Here is a 24,674-nt window from a genome sequence, read left to right as displayed (position 1 = left end):
TACAATATAAGCATAAACAACTATTTTCTTTAAAAAATGAGTGGGTAGTAGAACGCACTCAAAAGGATCTTTTTATTTCTTAATTTAATTATACCAAAAGATTCAATATATTCCTTACAATAAAAATTTAACTTAACAATATTTCTATGGTATAATTTCTCGTAAAGTATAAAATATTAAATATGCTAAAAAATCGGAGGGATAATCTTGAGATTTTCCAAACTTTATGCTCCTACTTTAAAAGAAACACCATCTGATTCTGACATAAAAAGTTACGAGTTATTGATCAGAGGAGGGTTTATAAGAAAGATTTCGTCAGGTGTTTACAGTTATCTTCCTCTTGGATGGAAGGTCATAAGAAAAATTGAACAGATAGTCAGAGAAGAAATGGAAAAGATAGGTTCTCAAGAGATCATGCTACCTATAATACATCCAGCAGAGCTGTGGAAAATGACGGGAAGATGGGAAGATTACGGTCCAGAATTGATGAAACTTAAGGATCGACACGATAGAGAGTTTACTTTAGGTCCTACACATGAGGAAATTATCACATTTTTGATGAAAAATGAGCTCAGGTCGTACAAACAGTTCCCCATCAACCTTTTCCAAATAGCTACTAAGTTTAGAGATGAAATAAGGCCAAGGTTTGGGGTGTTAAGGGCAAGAGAGTTTATCATGAAGGATGCCTATACCTTTCACACCGACTACAACTCATTGCATGAATCTTATCAACATTTCTATGATGCCTACGAAAACATCTTAAAAAGGATAGGTTTGAAATATGTAGTTGTAGAAGCGGATACCGGCGCAATTGGTGGTTCTTTTTCTCATGAATTTCATGTATTGGCACAAAACGGCGAGGGAGAAATATTTTACTGTGAAAAATGTGGTTATGCTGCCAGTGATGAAAAGGCAAGATCGGGTGAAGATTTTTCAGTAGATGAAAACGAAGCTGTCAAAGAAATGGAAAAAGTTGATACTCAACACGCCAAAACCATCGAAGAAGTCTCCAAATTCTTGAACATTTCTGAAAAAAAGTTGATAAAATCTATACTGCTAAGATCCAGCAAAGGATGGGTTATGGCACTAATTAGAGGAGACTATGAGATAAACCTTGCCAAGATCAGGTCCGTTCTTCAAGATCAAAGTCTGGAACTAGCCGATCCGCAAGACGTTCTAAAAGAATTTGGTGTAAACGTTGGATTTATAGGTCCAGTGAACATACCTGAAAACATCAAAATAGTTGCAGATTTAAGTGTAAAATCCATAAAAAATGGTGTTATAGGGGCTATGGAGGAAAAAAGGCATTATATAAACGCCAATCCCGAACGAGATTTCCGAATAGATTTGTTTGCAGACATTAGATATGTAAAAGAAGGAGAAAAATGTCCAACCCAAGGCTGTAATTCCACACTTAAAAAAACAAGAGGCATAGAAGTTGGTCAAATTTTTGAGTTAGGAGACAAATACTCTTCAAAAATGAACGCAGTTTTCACCGATGAAAATGGGGAACAAAAACCTTACATAATGGGATGCTATGGCTGGGGGGTATCGAGAACCTTAGGTGCAATAGTTGAACAATTAAACGACAAAAATGGGATAATCTGGCCCAAAAGCGTCGCTCCTTTTGAAGTGGCAATAATACCCATTGCCATGAACGACGAAGCAATTGTAAATACATCCCAAGAGATCTACGATTACTTTTTAAAAGAAGGAATCGATGTTATTATAGACGATAGAGAAGTCTCCGCTGGATTTAAGTTCAAAGATATAGATCTAATAGGGGTACCGATAAAAATTATTATCGGCAAACGTTTAAAAGAAGGAAAAATTGAGTTAAAACAAAGAGATAAAGAAGAAAGCACACTGATAGAATTCAAAAACGTAAAAGCGTTATACGATAAAGTCAAAGAAGCATTAGAAAACTATGATCCAACTCAAAATTTAACAATCTAATTGTAGAAATTTCTTTTGAAAATCTTTAAAATAGGTAGCCCTATAATATACGTAGCAACAGCTTCTCCAACTCCTACCCAAAGTACAGAAAAGAAATATGGTACTCCATACAATGGCGCAACATAAGCGGATACTCCGAAGGCGTTAATTAATATGGGAGGAAGAGGAGCTAAATACTCGTTTGGCATTTTCCAAGTTATAATTCCCGCTATCAAGGTCAATAGACTTCCAAACCAGATATCCCAAGCACCCAAGCCTCCTATTATATTAGCCAACAGAGCACCTACGTAGATACCGGGAATGAATGCAGGATCGAGAAAAGTCAGAACCACAAAAGCTTCAGCAATTCGAACCTGTATAGGACCGAAACTGATAGGTTGAAAGATTATACAAAGAACTACATATAATGCCGCAATTAAAGAGGCTCTAACGATTCTAATTGAACTCATGTTTCCCTCCAACAAAAAAAATCTGGTAAAGCATTTCAACTTTACCAGATTATCTTTAACTTAAAGTTTTTATTGATTTAAAAGTTGGTCTATATTTTCGAGTATTTGTTGCCTTTGATTTGCTCTCTCTTCATCAAGGTCTTCTGTGTTTAATGAATTTAAGGTACCTTTTATTGTCTCTAAATCTTGCCTTACAGATTCAATATCTCCAGTTGAATTATAATAATCTAAAATGTAGGAATAAACCGTTGCATAATAGTCAAAAGCTACATTTGGATCATCGGGTTTTGTTTGGTATAGTTTTCCAATAACCTCTATAGCATCTGGATTCATTTCTCTTAAGGTTACGAGAGAATTTTCCAGGGCTTCATTCATTTGTTCTATATCGTTTGTTAATTCATCGTATTTGTTCTGAATTTCTGGCTGTGTGAAGACCTCGTAAGCACCTTGCAAATATTGTAGTTCCCTTAAAGCACTCTCTTTTTGGGAGGCTTCATTACGTAGATCTGTTGATTCGGCCGTGTCCATAAGTTGAGTATAATGTTCAATTTGACTATTTATTTCATCGTTGCTGTATTCTAGAAACTCGGGGTACGATTGAGCTATATTCAAATAACTTTCAAGGTCATTTTTTTGAGATATTTTCATAGGTAGTAAATTTTCAACGATGAAAATATAAGAGACATACCATTCTTCAGGTAACCCATTACCACTCAATATATCGTCACGATACTTCTTTTCAACGTTTGCTAAGTCATCGAAAGATTGAGCTTTATAAATATCATATGCTATAGCCAAGGGTTCGTATGAAATTACAAAATCATAATTAGACATATATGGATCGTACCAATTAGTAATCTGGTAATCCACGAAGCTGGTAGTTAATTGATTTTTTATATCTTCGTCTACTAATAACTCATCCGGCGTTTCATATATTTTTTTGCCTTCGACTCGCACTATTTGATATCCCAATGGAGAACTTAATGGACCGATTATTTCTCCGGGAGTTGAAGAGAGTGAAGCTTCAAATATATTTTCAGAAATATCTCCACGTTTAACCCATCCCACCAAGCCGCCAACTGATGCAGTTTGAGTATCTACAGAGTTTTCTGAAGCTGCTTGTGAGAAAGAGATCTTGTTTTGCAATATTTCAGATTTAATGTTATTGGCCGTACCTTCATCTGTAGTTACGATCCTGCTAATTTTAACCGTATCATATTGACTTTTCAGATTTTCAAAATTATCAGAAACATAGGTTGATAGCTCTTCTTCAGAGAAATTGGAAAAGTAATTTCTTAATTCATTAATTACCTCGTTTCTGTACACTAGGCTGCTAACGAAACCACGAAAATATTCTTCTTTTTCAAAAAACTGCAAGAAAATTTGTTTAGTGCTTTCGCTTCCCATGTATTGATTGTACATTTGATCTGTTTCTTGGGAAATTTTCGTTGCATCTAACGTTATCCCATTGTCGTTTAAAAACTTTTCCATGGCTTTGTATTCCATTAATACATCCGTTATGCTTATTAGATCTATTGGTTTGTTAAAATACTGGTCGTATTGGGGATTTTGACTCAACATATTTAATAATGTATTATGATACTCCCCCATCAATTGATCTAATTCCAAAAAATAAGATTCGTATACTTGCTGCCCGTCCTGTGAAGTTAAATATGCCACTGACTCTGAGAATATTGATACGGATAGAACCATTAGAACACCGAGTACTACTAAAAGTTTTTTCATTATGGACCTCCTCTGATTTGATAATTTTAATGTTGCTCTGTAACTACTTTTACAACTAAACTCTTTGGGAGTTAATTGTCTGCAGGGTTTTCTCTTAAGTCTTGCTTAGTCTTTGTTTGCGCCCCTTCGCCCCGCAGCCCACCCATAAGGAAAATGGATAGTAAGGCTTCGCAGCCTACCTATAAGGAAAGGAAGTTTTTTCTTTTCCTCCGCAGCGCACCTATAAGGAGCAGTTCTTAACCGCTGAGAAAATAGTAATATTTTCATTATATCTTTTAATAATTAAAAGAACCTTAAAAACTGGGGCAGAAAATTTGACTGATTCCTTTTAAATGTGGTATAATCGAGTGAAAATTATATAACTTTCTAGTTAAAAGTAGATTAACCTATCTACAGGAGGGAGGACATATATTGATTCCTTTAAAAGAGAAATTGATAATGAGAATTCTATACCACAAGTTCAATAATCAACTTCCTCAGTTAGAAACTGAAATTAGCTACAAAAGGGGAAACAAGTATCTATTTTTTGTTTTCTACACCTTACAAGCTACTAGTGACAAGTTAGTATCTTACGATCTCGTAAAAAATGGAAATGAGTTTATTTTTACACTCGAGTTTGGAAGAGACAAACATTACCTGAAATTAGAGACTAAGGAAAATTATAAATCTTATTATTTCGTATCTATAAACAACAATTTGAATATCGATGAATTTGTCCAAATAGAGCTTATTTGACAAATCAATGAATGATTCTTTCCATTTCTATCTGCTTTATGAATATAGAATAATTATTGTCAATCAATGCTTTGTGCAATGGATCATCTTCTGGAACCGAGACTAAGACAATTCTATTTTTTATTTTTAAAAGTTTGGATGTAATATCTTCAATTATTGCCTCGAAGGCGTAACCCTCTTCAATCGGGGAGGCATCAACTATATAACAATTATCTTTGTTGAATCCCCATACTACGTAGCCGCATTTCTTATTGTTATCGTATATGATTTCATAGTTGTATCTATTTTCGCTAAGTTTTATGGTTATAGGTTCTCTTTGCCAATTTGGTTTTCTTTTAAATCTAAATTTTGCCTCGGTAGCCATTTCGTAGATTACATCTGAAGTAGTTTGTTCGTATTTGAAATGAGTATTCGTTGGTTTATCTTTTTCTTTTAAGAAAGAAGACAGCTCTCTTGTTGCTCTAAAACCATGTTTATTATAAAATCTTATAGACCTTTCATCACTTTGGGCAACTTCTAAAATTATTTTCTTTATCTCTTTCCATTTTAATGTTTCAATTGTACGAAAGATGATTTCAGAAGCCAATCCTTTTCCTCTAAATTCTTCTTTTACTCCAATTGAGTCAATTCTTCCAACATCTTTTCTTATTGATATAATACTGAATCCCACAGGTATACCATCAGAAAAAGCTATAAAAGAATCTTCCATGGAAATAGAGTTTTCTTTCACATCTTTATCAAAACTTTCTAAATTCCAATTCACTGGGAAAACATAGTCTTTAAACACTTCATTCACAAGCTCGATAACAACACTCGCCGGAACATTTTTCAATGATTCGTAAGTAATCATCGTACCCCCCACCTTTCTCTTCACAGATCAAACCATATGATCCCAATTTTTTGAAACCTCAGAATTAAAATCTCTACCATCTATAATTTTAACATAAAAACTGAAAAATATGAAAAAACCACCCTTTAGGGTGGCTTATTCGATAATTTCTTTCATAATATTGGCGAGTTCCACGAAATCTTCTGTTAATGAAGCACCTCCAACCAAACCGCCGTCTATATCTGGTTTACCAAAGAGGCCTAAATAATTGTTTGGTTTTATGCTTCCACCATAAAGTATTGTGGTTTTTTTAGCAAATTCTTCATTGAAGATATCTTTCAAAAGGTCTCTAATAAACTTATGAACTTCTTGGGCTTGGTTGGGTGTGGCAACTTTTCCTGTTCCAATCGCCCATACGGGTTCGTAGGCGATTATGATTGTTTTTGCTTCTTCTTCAGTTAAACCATAAAAGGCTTCTTTAATCTGTCTTTCTACAACGTTGAACGTTAAACCCTTTTCACGCTCTTCTAACTGTTCACCAACACACAATATGGGTGTTAACCCTGATGATATTACCTTTTTAAGTTTTTTGTTTATGAGTTCATCGCTTTCTTGAAAGATGTGCCTTCTTTCAGAATGACCAAGAATTACATATTCCACTCCTATATCCTTTAGAATATTTACAGAGATCTCGCCTGTGTAAGCACCCTTATCTTCATAATAAACATTTTGGGCACCTACTTTTATGTTTGAACTACTTGTGATATCTCTAACCTTTTCAAGAGCTGTGAAAGGGGGACAAACAATAACTTCAAACTTATCTTCGGTTTTTATCTGTCCTACAAGTTTTGAGACAAATTCAGCTGCCTCTGTATTAGTCTTGTTCATCTTCCAATTTCCGGCGAGAATAAATTTTCTTTCATTCAGCTTTTTTTTTTCGTTTATTGAAGAGATGCCCGGTAATTCTTTACCTTCTAAAAACTCTAAAGAGGCACCTCCACCAGTTGAAACGTGTGAAAATTCGCTAGCTAATCCAAATTTTTCAGCGGCAGCTGCAGAATCTCCTCCACCTATAATACTTATACAACCTTTTTTGGTTACTTCTGCGATTGCCTTTGCTACTTCTTCGGTACCAAAAGCAAAATCATCCATTTCAAAAACTCCCATAGGACCGTTCCAAACAATTGTTTTAGCATCGGAAATTTTCTCTTTAAATAAAGAAACGCTTTCAGGTCCTATATCTAAGCCCATCCAACCTTCGGGAATTCCATCATCTATTTTTACAGTTTTCTTCTCAACACCTGCTTCTATTTTTTGGGCGATAACGGTATCAACAGGTAAAACAATTTCAACGCCTTTTGCTTTAGCGTTTTCTAATATGTCTTTTGCAACATTGAGTTTATCTTCTTCCACCAACGAAGAACCAACGTTTTTACCTAAGGCTTTTAAGAAAGTAAACATCATAGCACCGCCAATTAATATCTTATCAGCTTTATTTAATAGATTATTTATAACCCCTATTTTGTCGGATACTTTAGCACCACCCAGAATTACTACATATGGTTTTTCTGGGTTTTCAACGGCCTTTTGCAAAAATTCGATCTCTTTTTCCATCAAAAATCCTGCGACACTTGGTATATAGTTTGCTATACCAACATTGGAAGCGTGTGCTCTGTGAGCCGTTCCAAATGCATCATTAACATGAAGATCCGCTAAAGACGCCCAATATTTTGCCAGTTCAGGATCGTTTTTTGTTTCACCTTTTTCAAATCTTGTATTTTCAATTAGTAACACTTCACCATCTTTTAATTCTGAGACGGCTTTTTCAACTTTGGGTCCCCTGGTTTCATCTACAAAATAAACTTTATTATTTAATAACTCACCTAATCTATCGGCTACTGGTTTTAAAGAAAATTGAGGATTTTTTTCACCTTTGGGACGTCCTAAATGAGATAGTAATATTACTTTTGCTCCTTTGTCCAGAGTATATTGAATTGTGTCCAAAGCGGCTTTAATTCGAGTTTCATCGGTTATCTTTCCATCTTTTATAGGAACGTTGAAATCAACTCTCATTATGACTTTTTTGCCTTTCAAATCAACGTCTTTTATAGTTAATTTTTCCATATTGACACCCCCTATATTCACATTTATTTTAAAGAAAAAGGGGATTAAATCCCCTCTTTTTGATTGGAAATTACAGCATCTTAGCTAATTTTTCAGCCAATTTCACAACGGTTGTTGAGTATCCATTTTCGTTGTCGTACCATGCACAGACTTTAACAAAAGTGCCATCGATTACATTTGTTAATGTAGCATCGAATATTCCTGCAACAGTTGAACCAACAATATCAGAAGAAACAATTGGTTCTTCATTGTATCCAAAGAGACCTTTCAATTCGTTTTCAACGGCGTCTTTCATCATTTTGTTTACTTCTTCAACGGTTGTTGATTTTTCTACTTCTACAGTTAAATCGCTAATAGATCCATCTGGTGTTGGAACTCTCAAAGCCATTCCATCTAATTTACCTTTTAGTTCTGGAATTACTAATCCAACGGCTTTCGCAGCCCCAGTTGTTGTTGGGATGATATTTAGAGCAGCTGCTCTTGCTCTTCTTAAATCACTATGAGGTAAATCTAGAACTCTTTGATCATTTGTGAATGAATGAACGGTTGTTAACAAACCTCTTTTAATTTTTAATTTGTCGTTTAGCACCTTTATAACCGGTGCAATTGAGTTGGTTGTACAAGATGCATTTGAAATAACTTCCATCTGCGGAGTGATGACATTGTCATTTACTCCCATAACTACTGTTGCATCTACTTCACCTTTTGCAGGAGCGGTTATTATAACTTTTTTAGCACCTGCTTTTAGATGTGCTGAAGCCTTTTCTTTGTTTCTAAATACACCTGTAGATTCAATAACTATTGAAACACCTAGATTAGCCCATGGAAGGTTAGCGGGATCTTTTTCTGCGAAAACTTTGATTTCTTTCCCATTAACCTTTAAACCATTGTCAACTACCTCTACCGTTCCATTGAATTTTCCGTGAACGGAGTCATACTTTAAAAGTGTTCCTAAGGTTTTTGAATCTGTAAGATCATTTATTGCTACTACCTCAAAGTTTGGGTTTTCAACTAACTGCCTAAAAACTAATCTCCCTATTCTTCCAAAACCGTTTATCCCTATTTTAACTGCCACTTATACAACACCTCCTGATAAATTGTTTGTTATTTTTTTCTCTTACTTTTATTGTACATATAAAATTATACTTTTTTGAAAAGAAAAAGTTAATTTTTTCAAGCCCCAAAGTTAGGAAGAGTTCCTAAAAACTTTTGTGAAATCTCGTTGGTCTTTTCCTCTTTAAGTTTATTAGCCTTTTCTATAGCTTCGTTTGAAGCGGCTATGATAAGATCTTTTAGAGTGTCTATATCTTCATCTTCAACTTCTTCAGATATAACTATATCTTTTATTCGCATATCGCATGTGGCCACAACTTTTACTACACCACCGCCTGCGGTGGCTTCTACTTCAACGTTGGATAACTCTTCATCCAGCCTATCTAATTCTTCCTGCATTTCAGCTTGGGCCCTTTGGGCTTCTTGAAGCATTTTGTTCATATTGTTTTTGCTACCAGATTTTTTTGAAAGGGATCTTCCACCTAAACTTTTCATTTTTTTGGCCATGAATATTCCTCCTAACGGTTAACTGATAATTGCAACACTGTTCTTCCCATAATATTCTATCACATTATTTATAAAATCAGGATTGTGTTTTTTTGACAAGATGAAGAGAACCCTTCTTTGGACATTTGGTACTTCAACCCAACCGTCTGTGAATATGATTATGCCTTCGGGTCTTAAATTTTCCTCAACGTAATCAACCGCAGGTTGCATGTCAGTTGAACCTTTACCTTTTAAAACTAGTTCTTTCCAGCTTCCTTTGTGATAAGTCATGATATTTTGGACATGACTGTCTGCTTGAATTAAGGTGACTTTTCCACCGAGAGTTTTTGAGATATGTTCTATTTCACTGAAAAATGCGTTGTATTCTTCTTCTATAATGGAACCACTAGTATCGATTATTATTGCAATATTTGGTCCCATTTTGGATCTCCAACCCGGTTGATCCTCATATCTTCGATTTGGTCTCATTAGGGTCCTGTATTTTTCAACGACTATAGAACTGCCAAAAAATCTTCTTAACATCGTTTCCCAGTTGAAGAAAGGTTTCGTTACCATAAGAGAAACCGCTAATTCAATGCCATCGGGTAGATTGTCTTTGCTTTTATCGTAGGCTTTTGTAACGAATTCACTTACGATATCAAAAGCCATTTCTTCTGGAATATCTGATGAAAAGTCGTGTGAGTCGAGATTGTTTTCCCTTTTTTCTAGTATCTCTTCTATATCGATCATCTTGTTTTTTTCTAATAAATCCATTGCATATTTATAGTATTCTTCTGCCGTTTTATTTAAGAGGTTCATAGGAGCGGTAACAAAAAAGAATTCGTTGTCTGGGGCATGTCCTTCGGCTACCATTACATCTAAAGGTTCTGCAAATACATCTAATTCTCTGATATATTGGTTTACCGCTGCATCCATTGCTAAATCCCAAATACCTCTTTCCCTTTTATTTTTGGGTTTTATGAATATGTGTCCAAATATTATATGGTAAATCTCATGTTTTAATATTCCTTTGGTTAAAATTAAACCAATATTTTTTAAACGGTTCGGATTGTACAATAATCTAAATTTCCCTTGAGCTGTTATTGAAACCCTTATAGTTCTTACAGAAGTAGTTGGCATGGAATCAAAATTCATCCTCAAAAAAGAAAAAAATAAGCTTTCTTTTTCTAGTTCAATCCAAGCGTTTTGGAGTATATCATTCATCCTAAATTCCTTCCATCCAAGTGGAATCTCCTAATTTAATGGCAATTTCTTCCAAAAGTTTATCATAAAAGACTTTTTTTAATCCTTTGTTTTTTTCTACCATTTCGTTTAGAAATCTTAATACAGAGAACATAGCATCCTTAGGTATGAACACACTTATGTTCTTTACATTTTCTGCGATTGTTTTTTGATCTCCATTAGATAATAATTGTTCTATATCTTCCTCTTTTAATGATTCAAAGTAATTATTTATTCTCAAAATAAGACTTACTTTTTCTTCATTGGTCAATTTCTCAATTCTTTCAAGATTTTTACCCTCGATTAGTAAATCTTTAGGGTTTGGTAGTTCAACTTTATTTTCCAGATGAGACAGAAATGCTCTTGCTGCTTCCGATCCAACTATTGAGGCAGCAATAACGTACCCATATTTTTTCATATCGTTTTCAGATAAATTAGATAAAACGTTGGATAATTTATACCAACTTCTAGGACTAGGCCTTAAATTGAGTCTCATTGATACTATATTATCGGAAGAGAGATATTCAGGATATTCTTTGATAAAAGAAATAACTTCACCTTTTACTTGCTCTTGATTAGACCAGTTTATCCAATCATCAACATCAGGAGACAATTCTAAATGAAAGAATCTTGACATGAAGGCAGGATCGGTTATCAAATCTACTTGGTCGTACTCTTCATCTGGAGGATTAGCTGCTCCCATGATCCATGCCCCAGCCGGTAATATGTGATTATGTATTCTTCTGTCTATCAATAATTGCATGATAGCATTTCTTATTGATCTATGTGCCCTGTTTATTTCATCGATCATTATTATTACTTCATCTTTATTAGGCCACCAGTCAGGTTTTAAAAAGACAGTTTTTTCTGAGCCTCTTGAAGGAAGTCCAATCAGATCCCCGGGTTCCATCTGAGAGATAATCAATATGATTAATTCTCTTCCTGTCTCTTCTGCTATCTCCCTAGCGATATCCGTTTTACCTACACCAAAATGTCCCCATAAGAGAGGAATTTCTCCAGAAGCCATTATTTTTTTTGATAGGTATTTTACCGTTGATGGTTTCAATTGATGTACTCTCCTTTCGTTGATACTGATTTAGAATCAGGGTTTTTCTTTTTGGGGTATTCCGTATGATGAATCAGTTTTTATGATCAAAGGATAAACTTGGTTATTTGAATCTTTTACCTGCCCCGTACCTAAAATTTCCCCTGCAGGTAATATTTCGAAAGAATAGATTAATTCTTGATCGTTAGTGCCAAAAATTTTCTGTTCAATTAATACCCCGTTGGAATTTATAATTCTCAAAAACAAATCGTAATCCGGCCAATTATCAATACAAACTCCTAACAAATAAATTTGATTGTTATAAACTTTTACTTTTTCAACCCTAGAAAGTGATTTTATCGATAGCGTTTCAAAGTATTCAACTTCGAGATTATCTTTTTGTTCAATTTCTTTCGATATCTTCATTATAAAGCCTTTCCACTCTTTTTCGTTTATTGTAGCTAAATATCCCCCTATATATATGTTACCTTCATTATCTTGGGTTATACTATTTGGATTTTCGTGGAAGGTAGTATACCCATATTCATCTGAAAAAAGCAATATACCTTCTCTACTATATTCTAATATTAATAAGTCGTTTTGTTTTTCTGGATTAGAATTAGAAGTACCCGCGGCTATGATTCTGTTGTTATCAATTACTAAATCAACTATTTGTTCTTCTTTATCTCTTCCATACATGTTTTCCCAAATTTTCTTTCCCGTAAGGTTTATTTCAGAGATGTACGCTTGACCGTTACCATTTGTTATTACCCATCCTCCAACAACGTAGCTCCCTGAGGTGTTTTTTATTGTATTTAAGGTTCCCTGATAATTTATAACAAGAGACCAGTTCATTTCTCCACTGTTTGAGATATTTAAAATGTAAGGTTTTCCATTTTTTTGTCCCACTAGAGTGAAAGCATTGTTGAAAAAAACAAAGTCGTTTATACTTACCTGACCGCTTTCTATGAACATTTCTTTTCTTATATTGCCTTCTTCGTCTATGAAATACAAATAGTACTGGTTCCCTTTAATAGCCAATGAAACATATTCATTGTTGTTTGTTTGAATTATTTTTGTTAGATACGTCCCATTTTCATCGATTTTTTTGAAGAAGGATTGACTGTTGGTTGATATGACTTCTTGCGTATCTGAAAGATACTGTATTAGAGGCTCCTTTTGATTATCATAAGTGCTACTTAAAAAATCTACAGTATCGTTGGTTTTTGAATTAGAAAAGTATATTCCAGAAACGAAAAAAAAGATAGAAAGAGTAATTATCGCAAAAAATAATATTTTCTTTAACATAGACTTTCACCGCTTTCTTGCAAACAAATTATTTTTTGTATTTAATATTGTAAGAATTAGGATTTTGCCAATTAAAAGATACTTCTAATTTTACGTTTAACTTTTTCTCCAGTTCTTCAGTCAAAGATGGGGTTAAATATCCTGAGAGGTTATGAAATGCATTTATTTCTACTACTTTTATTTTTTCTTTTTTTATTTCCTTGGTCGAGGATAACAATTCTTTTATTAATCTTCCATGCACCAGAGAAGGGGCTATGACTTTACCCGTTCCATGACACAATGGGCATTGTGAATACACATTGGTATCCAAAGGTTGTGTGGTTCTTTTTCTAATAATTTCTAAAAGTCCCATGTTTGTGAATCCTAAAATGGTAACTTTTGATTTATCTTTTTTAGTCTCTTCTTTAAGAATATTGATAATCGTTTTTTTATGCGAAGAGTCTTTCATATCTATAAAATCTACGACGATCATTCCTCCAATATTTCTTAATTTCAATTGTCTGGCTATTTCTTTGGCTGCTTCCATGTTTGTAATAAAAGAAGTTTCCTCAATGTTCTTACCTTCTAAATTTCCAGCAGAATCTACATCTATGGCGGTTAAAGCTTCTGCTCTATCTAAAGTAATGGTACCTCCCCCTGATAGTTCGATCTTTTTTGTAAAGATCTCTTCCATTTGATGGTATATATTATGGATCCGAAAAACATCTCCTCTAACATACTCAACTTTGGGTTTTAGTTCAAAGCCTTTCAAACTTTTTTTTAGTTTCCTGTAAATTTGTCTGTCATCTGTGATTATTTTTTTTGTTTTAGAATCCAGTCGCTCTCTTAATATGTACTCAAGAAAGTCGCTTTCTTCATATAAAACTCCAGGATTTTTTTGGGATCGAAATCTTTGTAAAATACTATTGTATATTTTTCTCATTTCTTTTAATTCTATTTCTACTTCTTTTTCGTCTATTCCTTCAGAATTGGTTCTAAATATAATGGATTCGTTATCCATTAGTATCTTTTTTGCAATTTCTCTCAATCTTGTTCTTTCTTTTTCTTGGAGGATTTTTCGGGATATGCCAATACTGTCATCAGAATTTGGAATGTATACCAGATATTTACCAGGTAAACTTACTTGCATAGAAAGTTGAGGACCTTTTCTCGTTCCCCCATCTTTTCTTACCTGAACTAGAATTTTGTCTCCCACGTTATATTGATTAGGATCATCAAGAGCGTCTCTGTATCTTAGAAAACCATTTTTTCCTAATCCAATGTTTACAAAAAAAGCCTCCAAACTTGGGACTTTATTTTCAATTATACCTAAGAAGATTTTCCCCGTATTCCTATCGGTTTCAAAATCTTCGAAAAAAATTTCACTTAATTTATCTTCTTCCAATATTGCTATTCTGATTTCTTCTAGAGCCTTACTTACTAACATTGTCTTTTCTTCGTCCATTGCTTTATTTCCTTCCTCCAACTCTGTTCTAAATTATCTTTTTGTTAAATTTATTCATCGCTTCGTTTATTCTTCCTTCTAAAATCAAGTCTATCGCGGTAGTAACATAATCAAGTACTTTGTCCAATTTGGCCCATTCTTCTTCGGTAAAAGGACTTAAAACATAATTTGCCAAATTTCCAGATCCATGCTCGTATCCATTGTTGATACCTATTCTTATTCGAGGGAAATCGGTACTTTTTAAAATGGCTATTATTGATTTCAATCCATTGTGTCCCCCATCAGAGCCGCTTTTTCTTATACGAATTTCACCTAAGTCCAACCATATATCGTCGTAAATTATTAATAAACTTCCCTCTATTTTACCAAATTTTTTAAAAACATATGGTAACACTTCTCCACTTGCATTCATGTAAGTTAACGGTTTGATGAAAATATCGTTTTCTATAGTAAAGCCTTCAAAGTTCTTACCAGATATTTTTTTTATGTTCGATCTATTTTTTTTGGTTTCTTCATATTTATCTAAAGCTAAAAAACCCACGTTATGTTTTGTAAAAACATAACGCGGGCCAGGATTTCCTAAACCTATTACCAAATTTCTCACTTTTTATTCTTCCTTCATGTCTTGAGGCGTTTTTTCTTCTATTACTTCGGGTTCAGTTAGTTCTCCTTCTTCAGTTTCCTCAGTTTCTTCGGTAACTTCTTCTACCGCTTTCGGTTCTATTACACTAATGACGATTTCTTCGTCTTCTAGAAGGGCCTCCGCACTTTTTGGAAGAAGATTTTTAATATCTGAAACGGATAAAGATTCGCCCATTTTTAGCTCAGAGATATCTACCTTTATTGAATCAACGATATCCGAAGGTAGAATTGCGACAGGTATTTCATGGACATAGGTATTTAAATAACCGCCTTGTGTAACTCCAAGAGGCTCTCCTTCAAATTCTAGAGGTATCCTTAAATGCATTTTTCTTCCTTCTTCTGGAACATAAAAATCTACGTGGATTGGTTGGTCCGACACTTTATGCCTTTGAACAGATTTTATGAAACATCTCACTTTTTCTTCGCTGTTTTCTCCTTTTACATTAAGCTCAAGCAAAGTAGTTTCAGAAACTTTTTCTAACATACTTTCCAGTTCTTTATATGGAATATTTATGTGTTTGTTCTCCTTTAAAGCCGGGCCGTATATTTCTGCTGGAATTAATTTTTCATTTCTAAATTTCCTGGCCTTGATCTTTGAATCTCTTCTATTAACATCCATTTTGAAAACTGTTGCCATACAATAACCTCCTAACCATTATTTATTAGTACTTTATAAATTCTAAAAGTTGTTTGTTAGCGCTTTTTGTCCCGGGACGCTAAGGGGTAACCCCCTTAAAATCCCCAAGTTCAATATTAAAATTATTTAAAAACATTTTTTGCACAAACCAGCAAACGGGATTCGCCCCGCTCCGCACCCATAAGGAAAAGAAAATAATCCTTTTGCCTAGCTTCCCAACCGTTAATTATCGGAAAAGTATACTAACAGATAAATTTTTTCTTATTCTGACTATCGCTTCTCCCAAAAGTTCAGAGGATTTTAATTCTACAAACTTGTCAGGCAATTCTTTATGATATATTGTATCTGTAACAATTATTTTATCAATACTTGAATTTTGCAATTTTTCAATAGCATTGAGTGAAAATATCCCGTGTGTAGCGGCAGCAATAATTTTCTTCGCACCTTTGTTATGTAGAGTTTCAGCAGCAGCTACTAGAGATCCACCAGTATCTATTATGTCATCGAATATTATACAATTGGATCCTTCTACTTCTCCTATTACGTTTATTACTTCTGCAACGTTATCTTTGGGCCTTCTTTTGTCTAGAATGGCTAAAGAAGATCCTAATTTTTCGGCAAACTTTCTAGCTCGTTTTACGCCACCAACATCCGGGGAGACTACCACGGTGTCGTGCTGTGTCAATTTCATTTCTTCTAAAAAATACTTTGAAAAAATTGGGAAACTCCACAGATTATCAACTGGTATATCAAAGAACCCTTGGATTTGCTCGGCATGAAGATCAATTGTTACTACCCTAGTTGCTCCTGCCGTTGTTATTAAATTAGCAACTAGCTTTGCAGTAATTGGATCTCTACCCCTCGCTTTTCTATCTTGACGAGCATACCCAAAGTATGGAATTATAACAGATATAGATGCAGCTGAAGCCCTTCTTAAAGCATCGATCATTATTAGTAACTCCATGAAATTATTATTTACAGGTGGAGCTATGGATTGAATTATATATACATCGAATCCTCTGACTGTTTCGTTAATTTTTACATTTACTTCACCATCTGCAAAAGTTGATACTTCGCAGTCTCCCAATCTTGTGTCCATGTATTCTACAATTCTTTTAGCTAAAGGAGGGTTAGAGTTTCCTGCAAATACTTTGAATTGATTCTCTTTAGTTGACATTTTATACTCCCTTCTCTACATTTTTTGAATCCTTTTTTAACACCCAATTTTCTTTGTTTATTTGATGCGTCCTTGCTAAGGCTAAGGCATTGTCTGGCACATCTTTTGTTATTACAGACCCCGCTCCTATAAGAGAATTTTTCCCAACATTAACTGGTGCAACTAAAGAGGTGTTACTTCCAATAAAGGCTCCATCATCTATAAAGGTCTTATTCTTTTTCTTACCATCGTAGTTACATGTTATAGTTCCTGCACCAATGTTTACATTTCTTCCAACATAAGTGTCACCTAAATAAGTTAAATGCTGTGCTTTACTGTTGCAAGATATTTTAGTTTTCTTAGTTTCAACAAAATTACCTATTTTAACGTTTTCTTGCAACTCTGTTCCTTCTCTCAGCCTTGAAAAAGGACCTACTGAAACATTTTTTTGTATTCTACTTAGTTCGCATTCCGATCGAATTATTTTCACATTGTCTTCTATGATACAATCTTTGATCCTTGTTAATGGACCTATTTCACAATTTTCTCCGATGGTCGTTTTTCCGTATATAAATGTTTGGGGATAAATTATTGTATCAGGACAGATACTTACATCGACGGAGATGTAAGTAGAATCTGGATCCTGTATTGTAACTCCATTTAACATATGTTTCTTTAAAATTTCATTTCTTATCTTTTTTTCAGCTTGCGCTAACTGTATTCTATCGTTTATACCTATAACCTCTGTTTCATTTTCTAATTCTACCACACCAACTTTTTCCAAATGCTCAAAAACATCGGTTAAATAATATTCTCCTTGCGCATTTTGGGGGGTGATACGGTGTAAGGCTTCTTTTAATTGCTCTCCTTTGTAAACTGCAATTCCTGTATAAACTTCTTTTATTTGCTTTTCAAAAGTATCGGCATCTTTTTCCTCAACAATTTTAACAGATTTATCTTCGTTTTTTATTATACGTCCATAACCAGTTGGATCCTCTAATTTTACTGAGAGTATAGTCGAACTGTTATTATCTTTTAAATGTTTTTCAATGAGAGAATTTAAAGTTTGGTAAGAGATAAATGGCACATCGCCGTAAAGTATCAAGATATCGCTATCATCGAGAAATTGTTCTGCACAGAGTACAGCATGACCCGTTCCTAATCTTTCTTTTTGCTCAAAAATTTTAACATTTTCATCCAACAATTCTTTTACTAGATCTTTACCATTTCCTAGGACTATCCCGATTTCGTCGGTTATTTTTCTTGCAACATCTATGACCCAATTTATCATTGGCTTATCTAGAATTTTATGTGCAACTTTTGGGATCTTTGATTTCATTCGTTTTCCTTGCCCAGCGGCAAGTATTAATACTTTTATATCTACCTCCTCCTTTCATAATTTTTAGCGCCCCTACCCCCTCTCCCCACCCTTCTTAAGGAAGGGACCTGCGGTCCCTAAGTCCAACAAGGGGTGGAGGGCTTCGCCCTTTGACCCTTTTAAAATCAAAAGATTTTTTTGAAATTTTTTTAATTTCTAAAGATTTTTGTTAGCGCCTCTTCGCTTCGCAAATCCCACCAGAAAATTACCTACAGCCTTGTAAGGCATTCTTTAATTATTTCTTCCGTTTTTAGTTCTTCTAGATCAAGTTGACCTATGACCTTCATAATTTCATATCTTTGAAATCCAAGAGTTTCTAAAGCTTCTATAGCTTCTTTTACATTATTATTTCCATACGATTGAGCGCCTACCCCAGCTGAATAGGCACTGAAAGAATCAGAAAGTTCAGATATTAGTCTTTCGGCTGTTTTCTTACCTATGCCAGGCAGGTTTGAAAGGAGCGTTGTATCTTGGGAGTTTATCATTTGTATAAATTCTTCTGCATCCGTTTTTCTAAGGATTTTTGAAGCAATTCTTGGTCCGATTTTTGAAACTTTCTTTAAACTTTCAAAAACATCTCTTTCTATTTTATCTTTAAAAATATAAAGTGATGTGTTCCATTCGCTTGTTTCAAGGGATGCAAAAAAATCGTATTTGTCACCCTTTTTTAAGTATCTTATAACGTTCAACGAAGGATACGCTTCCAGAGTTAAAGCTCCAATTTTGATTAGAACTTTTTCGTCCTCAAAATCTTCAATTGTTGCGTTAATTTTTCTTATCATATTATATACCTCGATAAAAGATATCTACAATGCTACTAAATTAGTAGATATTAATTCTTTAATTTTTCCAAGGAGATACAAAGAACCAGTGAAAAAATAAATATCACTTTTTTCTGATAAAAGCTTATTGAAACCTTCCGAAGGGTCTTTTATAAACTCAACATTTTTGGAATGCTTTTTAAATTCTTCATATATTAATTCGGGATGTCTTCCCCTTTCGGTAGGAACTGATGTTACAATAATTTTATCAAAAACTGAAGCAAAAATTTGTGACATTTTTTTGTAGTCTTTATCATCCAATATCCCAATCAAGGCAATTTTTTTCTGAGTAGGAAAGTAAAGATTGATGCTTTTTTCTAATTGCTGGGCAGCAGCAAAATTGTGGGCACCGTCGAAAACTATCTTTTTACCGTTTATTTCTGTGTACTCAAACCTACCTTCCCAATAAAAGTTTGCCATAGCTTCTCGGATTTTCTCAATAGATAGAGCTTTTCCAAATTTTTGCATAAACGCTTCTACTACTGCCAAAGATGTTGTAACGTTTTCCATTTGGAACGTCCCGTTGGCACCAAAAATCAGATCTTTAATTTCAGAATTGATACCATAATAATCTAACATATTATTGTTAATAAAATATCTATGGTTGGTAGAATTAAAATCTTTTCCATGTTCATAAACCTTTTCTGCATTGACTTCTTTAGCTTTATTTAAGATAACTTTTTTTGGGCTTTCGTCTATATTTCCCAATACCAAAAAATTGTTTTTCTTTATGATACCTGCTTTTTCATAAGCTATCGCTTCAAGAGTATTACCTAAGGTTTTGATATGGTCTTTAGATATAGAGGTTATCACTGAGACATCAGAATTGATAACATTAGTAGCATCCAACCTTCCTCCTAAGCCCACTTCAATGATTCCTACATCCACTTTTTGCTTTTCAAAATACTTAAAGGCCATAGCTGTTGTTATTTCAAAAAATGATGGTGCATATTCTTCACCTTTCAGATCCATTTTTTTTATTTCTTCTTCAATCTCATTGTATATCTCCACAAATTCTCTCTCAGAAATGTTTTTCCCATTTATTTTTATTCTCTCAGTTAATGAAACCAAATGTGGGGATATAAAGGTTCCAACTTTCATTCCATTATATCTTAAAATTTGTGAAAGTGCAGTGGTAACACTTCCTTTTCCGTTAGTACCTGTGACGTGTATACTTTTGAACGAATTCTGCGGGCATCCTATACGTTTAGTTAATTCTTCTATCCTTTCGAGACCTAATTTCACCTTGAAATTTGCTGCTCCTCTTTGATAAAGATAATCAACTAAATTGGTAAATTCCATTTAACTAATCTCCTTTAAGAGTGTTTGCAATTTTTGATATTTTTTCTCACTTTCTATCAAATCTTCTTTTGTTTTTTCTACTACATCCGGATCAGCCTTTTCGACGAAATTTTTATTTGATAATTTTTTATTATATAATTCTATATCTTTTGCTAGCTTTTCCAACTTTTTTGTTAACCTTTGTTTCTCTGTATCGATGTCTATGTAATCACCTAAAGGTATGTAAACTTCTACACTTTCATCTACATAAGCAGTGGCAGATTTTGCTGGTTTCACTTCAGTTTGAGTTATATCTTTCAAAAAAGCTAAATGTTCAATTAAACTTATGTTTTTTTCTATAAAATCGTTGTTTTTTGCGACAATTTTGTATTTCAAGTCAACCTTTTGTGTTTGGGGTATATCCATTTCGGCTTTAACGTTCCTTACACCCTTAACTAACTCCATAATCTTCAAGAATACCTTTTCTGATTCAGGATAAATATTATTCTCGTTACTCTCTGGCCACTTAGCGCTTATCAATAATTCTGAATCTTTCTCTATAGACAATTTTTGCCATAGTTCTTCCGATATATAAGGCATAAAGGGATGTAATAAACGTAATGAAGAATCAAAGACTTGCAGAATAACATTTTGTACTACCAATTTATCTTTACCACTCGAATTTAACCTATTTTTTGAGGCTTCTATATACCAATCACATAATTCATTCCAGAAAAAATCGTACAGTTTTCTTGCAGCTTGATCGTAGTTATAAACTTCTAAATCTTTGGATATTTCTAGTATTGTAGAATTCAATCTGGTTAAAATCCATTTGTCTTCGATTTTTAAATCTTCTTCTTTCAGTACAATTTTCTCGTAGTCTTCCATATTTAAGAGTACAAATCTAGCGGCGTTCCATATTTTATTTGCAAACTTTCTGTAGGCATCGAAGGATCCAACATCTAATTTAATATCTCTTCCTTGAGCAGCTAAAATTGCTAAAGTAAATCTAACAGGATCCGTTCCATATTCGTTAATTACTTCTAAGGGATCTATACCGTTGCCCAACGATTTAGACATCTTTCTTCCATATTTGTCTCTTATCAATTGATGTAGGTAAACATCATGAAAAGGCTTCTCCCCCATGAACTTTTCTCCCATCATTATCATTCTTGCAACCCAAAAAAAGATTATATCAAATCCGGTGACTAACAAATCGGTTGGATAGAATTTTTTAAGATCTTCCGTTTTTTCGGGCCATCCTAGGGTAGAAAAAGGCCAAAGAGCTGAAGAAAACCACGTATCTAGTACATCTTCATCTTGTTTTAGATCCGTAGAACCACATTTTTCACACTTTTTAACGTCTTCGACGGATACATTCACATGCCCACAGTTTTGGCAATACCAAACTGGGATTCTATGTCCCCACCAAAGCTGTCTTGATATACACCAATCCCTTATTTCATACATCCAGTTAAGATACACTTTTTTCCATCTTTCGGGGTAAAATTTTATTTCATCATTTTCCACTACTTGTATTGCTTTTTCTGCTAAGGGTTTCATTTTCACAAACCATTGATCCAAAAGAAGAGGTTCTATAACGGTGCCACATCTGTAACAATGACCGACTGAATGAGTATAATCTTCCTCTTTTTCTAATAATCCCTCTTTTTTCAAGTCTTCGACTATTCTTTCTCTAGCTATATACCTATCTAATGCAGCGTACTTGCCGCCATTTTCGTTTATCTTTGCATTTTCGTCTATAATTTGTATTCTTTCCAAGTTGTGTCTTAAACCAATTTGATAATCGTTGGGATCATGGGCAGGTGTAACCTTGACGACACCTGTACCAAAGTTTGGGTCTACGTAAGGATCCGCTATAATTTTCAATTTTCTTTCGACAATTGGCAAAATAGCGATTTTTCCAACCAAATTTTTATACCTTTCATCTGAAGGATTAACAGCGAGAGCTGTATCTCCTAACATAGTTTCAGGTCTAGTGGTTGCTACAGTTACATAATTTTGAGTATTTTCAAGACGATATTTTATATACCAAAGTTTGCCTTTTTCTTCGCTGTGCTCAACCTCATCGTCTGCCAGGACGGTTCCACAGGAAGGGCACCAATTTACTATATATTTTCCTTTGTATATTAAACCTTCATTGTACAAAGAAACGAAGACCTTTCTTACCGCTTGGTTGAGCCCTTCATCTAAAGTGAATCTTTCTCTGCTCCAATCGACAGAGGCTGCCAATGCTTTTATCTGTTCACGTATGTGATTACGATATTTGTTTGCCCAATCCCAAGTAATTTTTAAAAATTCTTCTCTAGTATAATCTTCTCTTCTTTTACCTTCTTCTTTTAAAAGATATTTTTCAACAACATGTTGTGTTGCTATCCCCGCATGATCTTCTCCGGGTATCCAAACTGTTTCCTTCCCTTTCATTCTATTGTATCTCACAGAAATATCCTGAAGAACGATATTTAAAGCATGACCAATATGTATTTTACCAGTTATATTTGGAGGCGGAATTACTATACTGAACTTATCGTTTCCTTGTCTTGGCTCAAAGGAATGGGATTCTTCCCAAATCTTATACCATCTATTTTCAAGTTCGTGTGGCATATATCTTTTTCCAATATCCATTAATGCGACCTCCTAAATTTTTGATGAATGGTGTCAATCTAATTTTACACTCTATGCTTTATTAAATCAAAGATTGAATTTATTCCTTATCTTCTTTATTGTCATTTGTAACTACTTGATTTTTCTCTTCGTTTTCTACATCAACGGAAGGGGGAAGTTCACTTTTTTTGATTTTCCTTCTGTTCCTTCTGAATAAATCAAAAGGAAAATTGATTTCTCTTCTTTTAAACAAAGCTGCTTCGGGTGAGAATATTCCTTTATATCTGATGGGCTTTTCCATTGCCTCAACTTCAGTTAATAGAATAACAGATATGATCCTTAATATGAATCCTATAATAAAAATCAATTGAATCCCATGATAGGGGTCCCCCATAAAATGAATCTCTATATTTTCAAGATGATTTGCTAAGAAACCTCCACTCAACGACCCAAAAATCGCTGCGATCCCGGCAACGAAAGAGTTGGCTGCGATATAATTTTCGGATGGCTCTTTGGATATTTCTAAGAGTAAGTTAAAAATTGCTAAGTTTATCGCCGACCACGCAAAGGCTGCAAAAATCGCATTTAATAATTCAATACTCCTATAATTCGTTGTATTCATTAAAAAGTACATCAACGGACTAAAAGTTGACAACAAAATCCCCAGACTTAGAACATTTTTACTACCAAATCTATCTGCTACTATACCATAAAACAAATATAAAAAAATAGAGATAACACTAGTTATTATTCCCATATTCCCAAGAAATTGATAATTTATATTCAAAATCGCCACTTCATAATAGGCAAAATAAGGCCTTGCAAATTCTATGGCAAAACTCCAAACAAACATAAAAAGGAGAAAATTTTTAAAGTTTCTATCTTTAAAGGGTGAAAAAATGTTTAGGTTAACGGAGTGATTTTTTTCGCTTTCTTCTGGAAACTCATGTTTCATCAGCAAAAGAGCTGAAAGAACAGAGAAAAATGCCATAAAACTTGTAACCAACAACAATCCTGTTTTAAAATTTGGAAATTCTAAAAACATAGAGTAAAGATACATCATAATTATACCAGTTATGGAAGCGAAAATATTACGAAGTCCAAAATATTTACCTCTTTGCTCAAAGGGTACTACGCTTCTAATCAAAACTGTCCAAGTGTTGCCTACGAATGTTCCGAAAAAAGAAAATAAAAGTATAATAATTAACATAATGTACTCAGATCTCACATCAAAAAAGATGAAAATGGGTAATAAAACAAATAAAGTTCTCGATATAAACGCATTTATTATCAAGCTTTTCTTCTTGGAACCAATGAATTGGTTTATTCGTGAAGAGAAAATCTGAAACATCTGTGCTATAATAGGAAAAGAGGTCATTATTGATATAAAAAGAGGAGATGCGTTAAAGTATAGAGCAAGAGTCGTAAAAATAAACCCTTGTGTACCGATAAAAAACGCGTTGTATGAACCTGCCTCTAAGATAGAGAGAAACCTTGTTTTTGCATATTTTGCCATATTTATTTTTCTCCTTGCTACTATATTTATTTTTTTGTTTTTGAAGTGTAGTCGTTTGAAAATATATTATAATTCACCAATGAAAAATAAAGTTTACTTTCTAATTTAATAAATGTTATTTTTGGGTTCTCTTCCAAAAAGTGTGGGTAGAAAAAATGAAATATGAACAAATGATTAAATAATCTGGTATCATGTAAGAAA

20 protein-coding genes are annotated in these 24,674 nt (G+C 33.8%); 2 read left to right on the top strand and 18 right to left on the bottom strand.

Translation table 11 applies throughout. The annotated features are described in order from the left end of the window. Positions 1–207 precede the first annotated feature (207 nt). Positions 208–1,956, top strand: coding sequence for a proline--tRNA ligase (locus ACW9JY_RS06355; RefSeq protein ID WP_457283750.1), 1,749 nt, complete (start codon positions 208–210; stop codon positions 1,954–1,956). On the opposite strand, the gene ACW9JY_RS06350 is transcribed toward ACW9JY_RS06355, so the two are convergent. Next, entirely contained in the window at positions 1,953–2,405 is a 453-nt protein-coding gene (locus ACW9JY_RS06350; protein WP_103076750.1) for a QueT transporter family protein, read from the bottom strand. The genes ACW9JY_RS06355 and ACW9JY_RS06350 overlap by 4 nt on opposite strands. Before the next feature lie 69 nt (positions 2,406–2,474). Continuing rightward, positions 2,475–4,151, bottom strand: a complete 1,677-nt coding sequence (locus ACW9JY_RS06345) for a peptidylprolyl isomerase (protein WP_457283749.1) — start codon at positions 4,149–4,151, stop codon at positions 2,475–2,477. A gap of 411 nt (positions 4,152–4,562) precedes the next feature. Between ACW9JY_RS06345 and ACW9JY_RS06340 the strand changes: the two genes are divergently transcribed. After that, positions 4,563–4,886: a hypothetical protein gene (locus ACW9JY_RS06340; protein WP_457283748.1), complete on the top strand. Its 324-nt coding sequence runs from the start codon at positions 4,563–4,565 to the stop codon at positions 4,884–4,886. Positions 4,887–4,890: 4 nt separating this feature from the next. Here ACW9JY_RS06340 and ACW9JY_RS06335 read toward each other — a convergent pair whose 3' ends face one another. The 16 genes from ACW9JY_RS06335 to ACW9JY_RS06260 form a co-directional block, all read right to left on the bottom strand. Beyond that, a complete protein-coding gene (locus tag ACW9JY_RS06335) occupies positions 4,891–5,736 on the bottom strand; it encodes a GNAT family N-acetyltransferase (protein ID WP_457283747.1) in 846 nt (281 codons plus the stop codon). A 135-nt stretch (positions 5,737–5,871) separates the two neighbouring features. Then, entirely contained in the window at positions 5,872–7,839 is a 1,968-nt protein-coding gene (gene tpiA, locus ACW9JY_RS06330) for a triose-phosphate isomerase (RefSeq protein ID WP_457283746.1), read from the bottom strand. Between the two features lie 70 nt (positions 7,840–7,909). Then, on the bottom strand, positions 7,910–8,914 hold the full coding sequence (gap, locus tag ACW9JY_RS06325) for a type I glyceraldehyde-3-phosphate dehydrogenase (RefSeq protein ID WP_457283745.1): 1,005 nt from the start codon (positions 8,912–8,914) through the stop codon (positions 7,910–7,912). A 98-nt stretch (positions 8,915–9,012) separates the two neighbouring features. Next, positions 9,013–9,399: a YbaB/EbfC family nucleoid-associated protein gene (locus ACW9JY_RS06320; protein ID WP_103076756.1), complete on the bottom strand. Its 387-nt coding sequence runs from the start codon at positions 9,397–9,399 to the stop codon at positions 9,013–9,015. A gap of 18 nt (positions 9,400–9,417) precedes the next feature. After that, on the bottom strand, positions 9,418–10,602 hold the full coding sequence (locus ACW9JY_RS06315) for a vWA domain-containing protein (protein ID WP_103076757.1): 1,185 nt from the start codon (positions 10,600–10,602) through the stop codon (positions 9,418–9,420). A gap of 1 nt (position 10,603) precedes the next feature. Further along, entirely contained in the window at positions 10,604–11,686 is a 1,083-nt protein-coding gene (locus tag ACW9JY_RS06310; RefSeq protein WP_103076758.1) for an AAA family ATPase, read from the bottom strand. Between the two features lie 36 nt (positions 11,687–11,722). Next, the gene (locus tag ACW9JY_RS06305; RefSeq protein ID WP_457283744.1) at positions 11,723–12,973 is read right to left on the bottom strand and encodes a hypothetical protein; all 1,251 of its coding nucleotides are present in this window, start codon (positions 12,971–12,973) and stop codon (positions 11,723–11,725) included. 28 nt (positions 12,974–13,001) lie between these two features. Then, complete coding sequence (locus ACW9JY_RS06300) at positions 13,002–14,417, bottom strand: Rne/Rng family ribonuclease (RefSeq protein WP_103076760.1); 1,416 nt, start codon at positions 14,415–14,417, stop codon at positions 13,002–13,004. A gap of 28 nt (positions 14,418–14,445) precedes the next feature. After that, the gene (pth, locus tag ACW9JY_RS06295) at positions 14,446–15,021 is read right to left on the bottom strand and encodes an aminoacyl-tRNA hydrolase (RefSeq protein ID WP_103076761.1); all 576 of its coding nucleotides are present in this window, start codon (positions 15,019–15,021) and stop codon (positions 14,446–14,448) included. Between the two features lie 3 nt (positions 15,022–15,024). Further along, a complete protein-coding gene (locus ACW9JY_RS06290; protein ID WP_457283743.1) occupies positions 15,025–15,696 on the bottom strand; it encodes a 50S ribosomal protein L25 in 672 nt (223 codons plus the stop codon). 226 nt (positions 15,697–15,922) lie between these two features. Then, positions 15,923–16,873 (bottom strand): ribose-phosphate pyrophosphokinase, encoded by a 951-nt coding sequence (locus tag ACW9JY_RS06285; protein WP_103076763.1) that lies wholly within the window; start codon positions 16,871–16,873, stop codon positions 15,923–15,925. Position 16,874: 1 nt separating this feature from the next. Continuing rightward, positions 16,875–18,230 carry a bifunctional UDP-N-acetylglucosamine diphosphorylase/glucosamine-1-phosphate N-acetyltransferase GlmU gene (gene glmU / locus ACW9JY_RS06280; RefSeq protein ID WP_457283767.1) on the bottom strand — a complete coding sequence of 452 codons (1,356 nt, stop codon included), beginning with the start codon at positions 18,228–18,230 and terminating at the stop codon, positions 16,875–16,877. Between the two features lie 209 nt (positions 18,231–18,439). Further along, positions 18,440–19,012 carry a Holliday junction branch migration protein RuvA gene (gene ruvA / locus ACW9JY_RS06275; protein ID WP_457283742.1) on the bottom strand — a complete coding sequence of 191 codons (573 nt, stop codon included), beginning with the start codon at positions 19,010–19,012 and terminating at the stop codon, positions 18,440–18,442. Positions 19,013–19,036: 24 nt separating this feature from the next. Then, on the bottom strand, positions 19,037–20,353 hold the full coding sequence (locus ACW9JY_RS06270) for a bifunctional folylpolyglutamate synthase/dihydrofolate synthase (protein ID WP_457283741.1): 1,317 nt from the start codon (positions 20,351–20,353) through the stop codon (positions 19,037–19,039). After that, on the bottom strand, positions 20,354–22,978 hold the full coding sequence (locus tag ACW9JY_RS06265; protein WP_457283740.1) for a valine--tRNA ligase: 2,625 nt from the start codon (positions 22,976–22,978) through the stop codon (positions 20,354–20,356). It abuts the gene before it with no gap. Positions 22,979–23,057: 79 nt separating this feature from the next. Then, positions 23,058–24,473, bottom strand: a complete 1,416-nt coding sequence (locus ACW9JY_RS06260; protein WP_103076768.1) for an MFS transporter — start codon at positions 24,471–24,473, stop codon at positions 23,058–23,060. Positions 24,474–24,674: the final 201 nt, after the last annotated feature.

It is taken from the genome of Petrotoga sp. DB-2 (genome assembly GCF_054051725.1).
The sequence above is the reverse complement of the archived record's forward strand: the minus strand, read 5'-3'. Positions and strand labels throughout refer to the sequence as shown.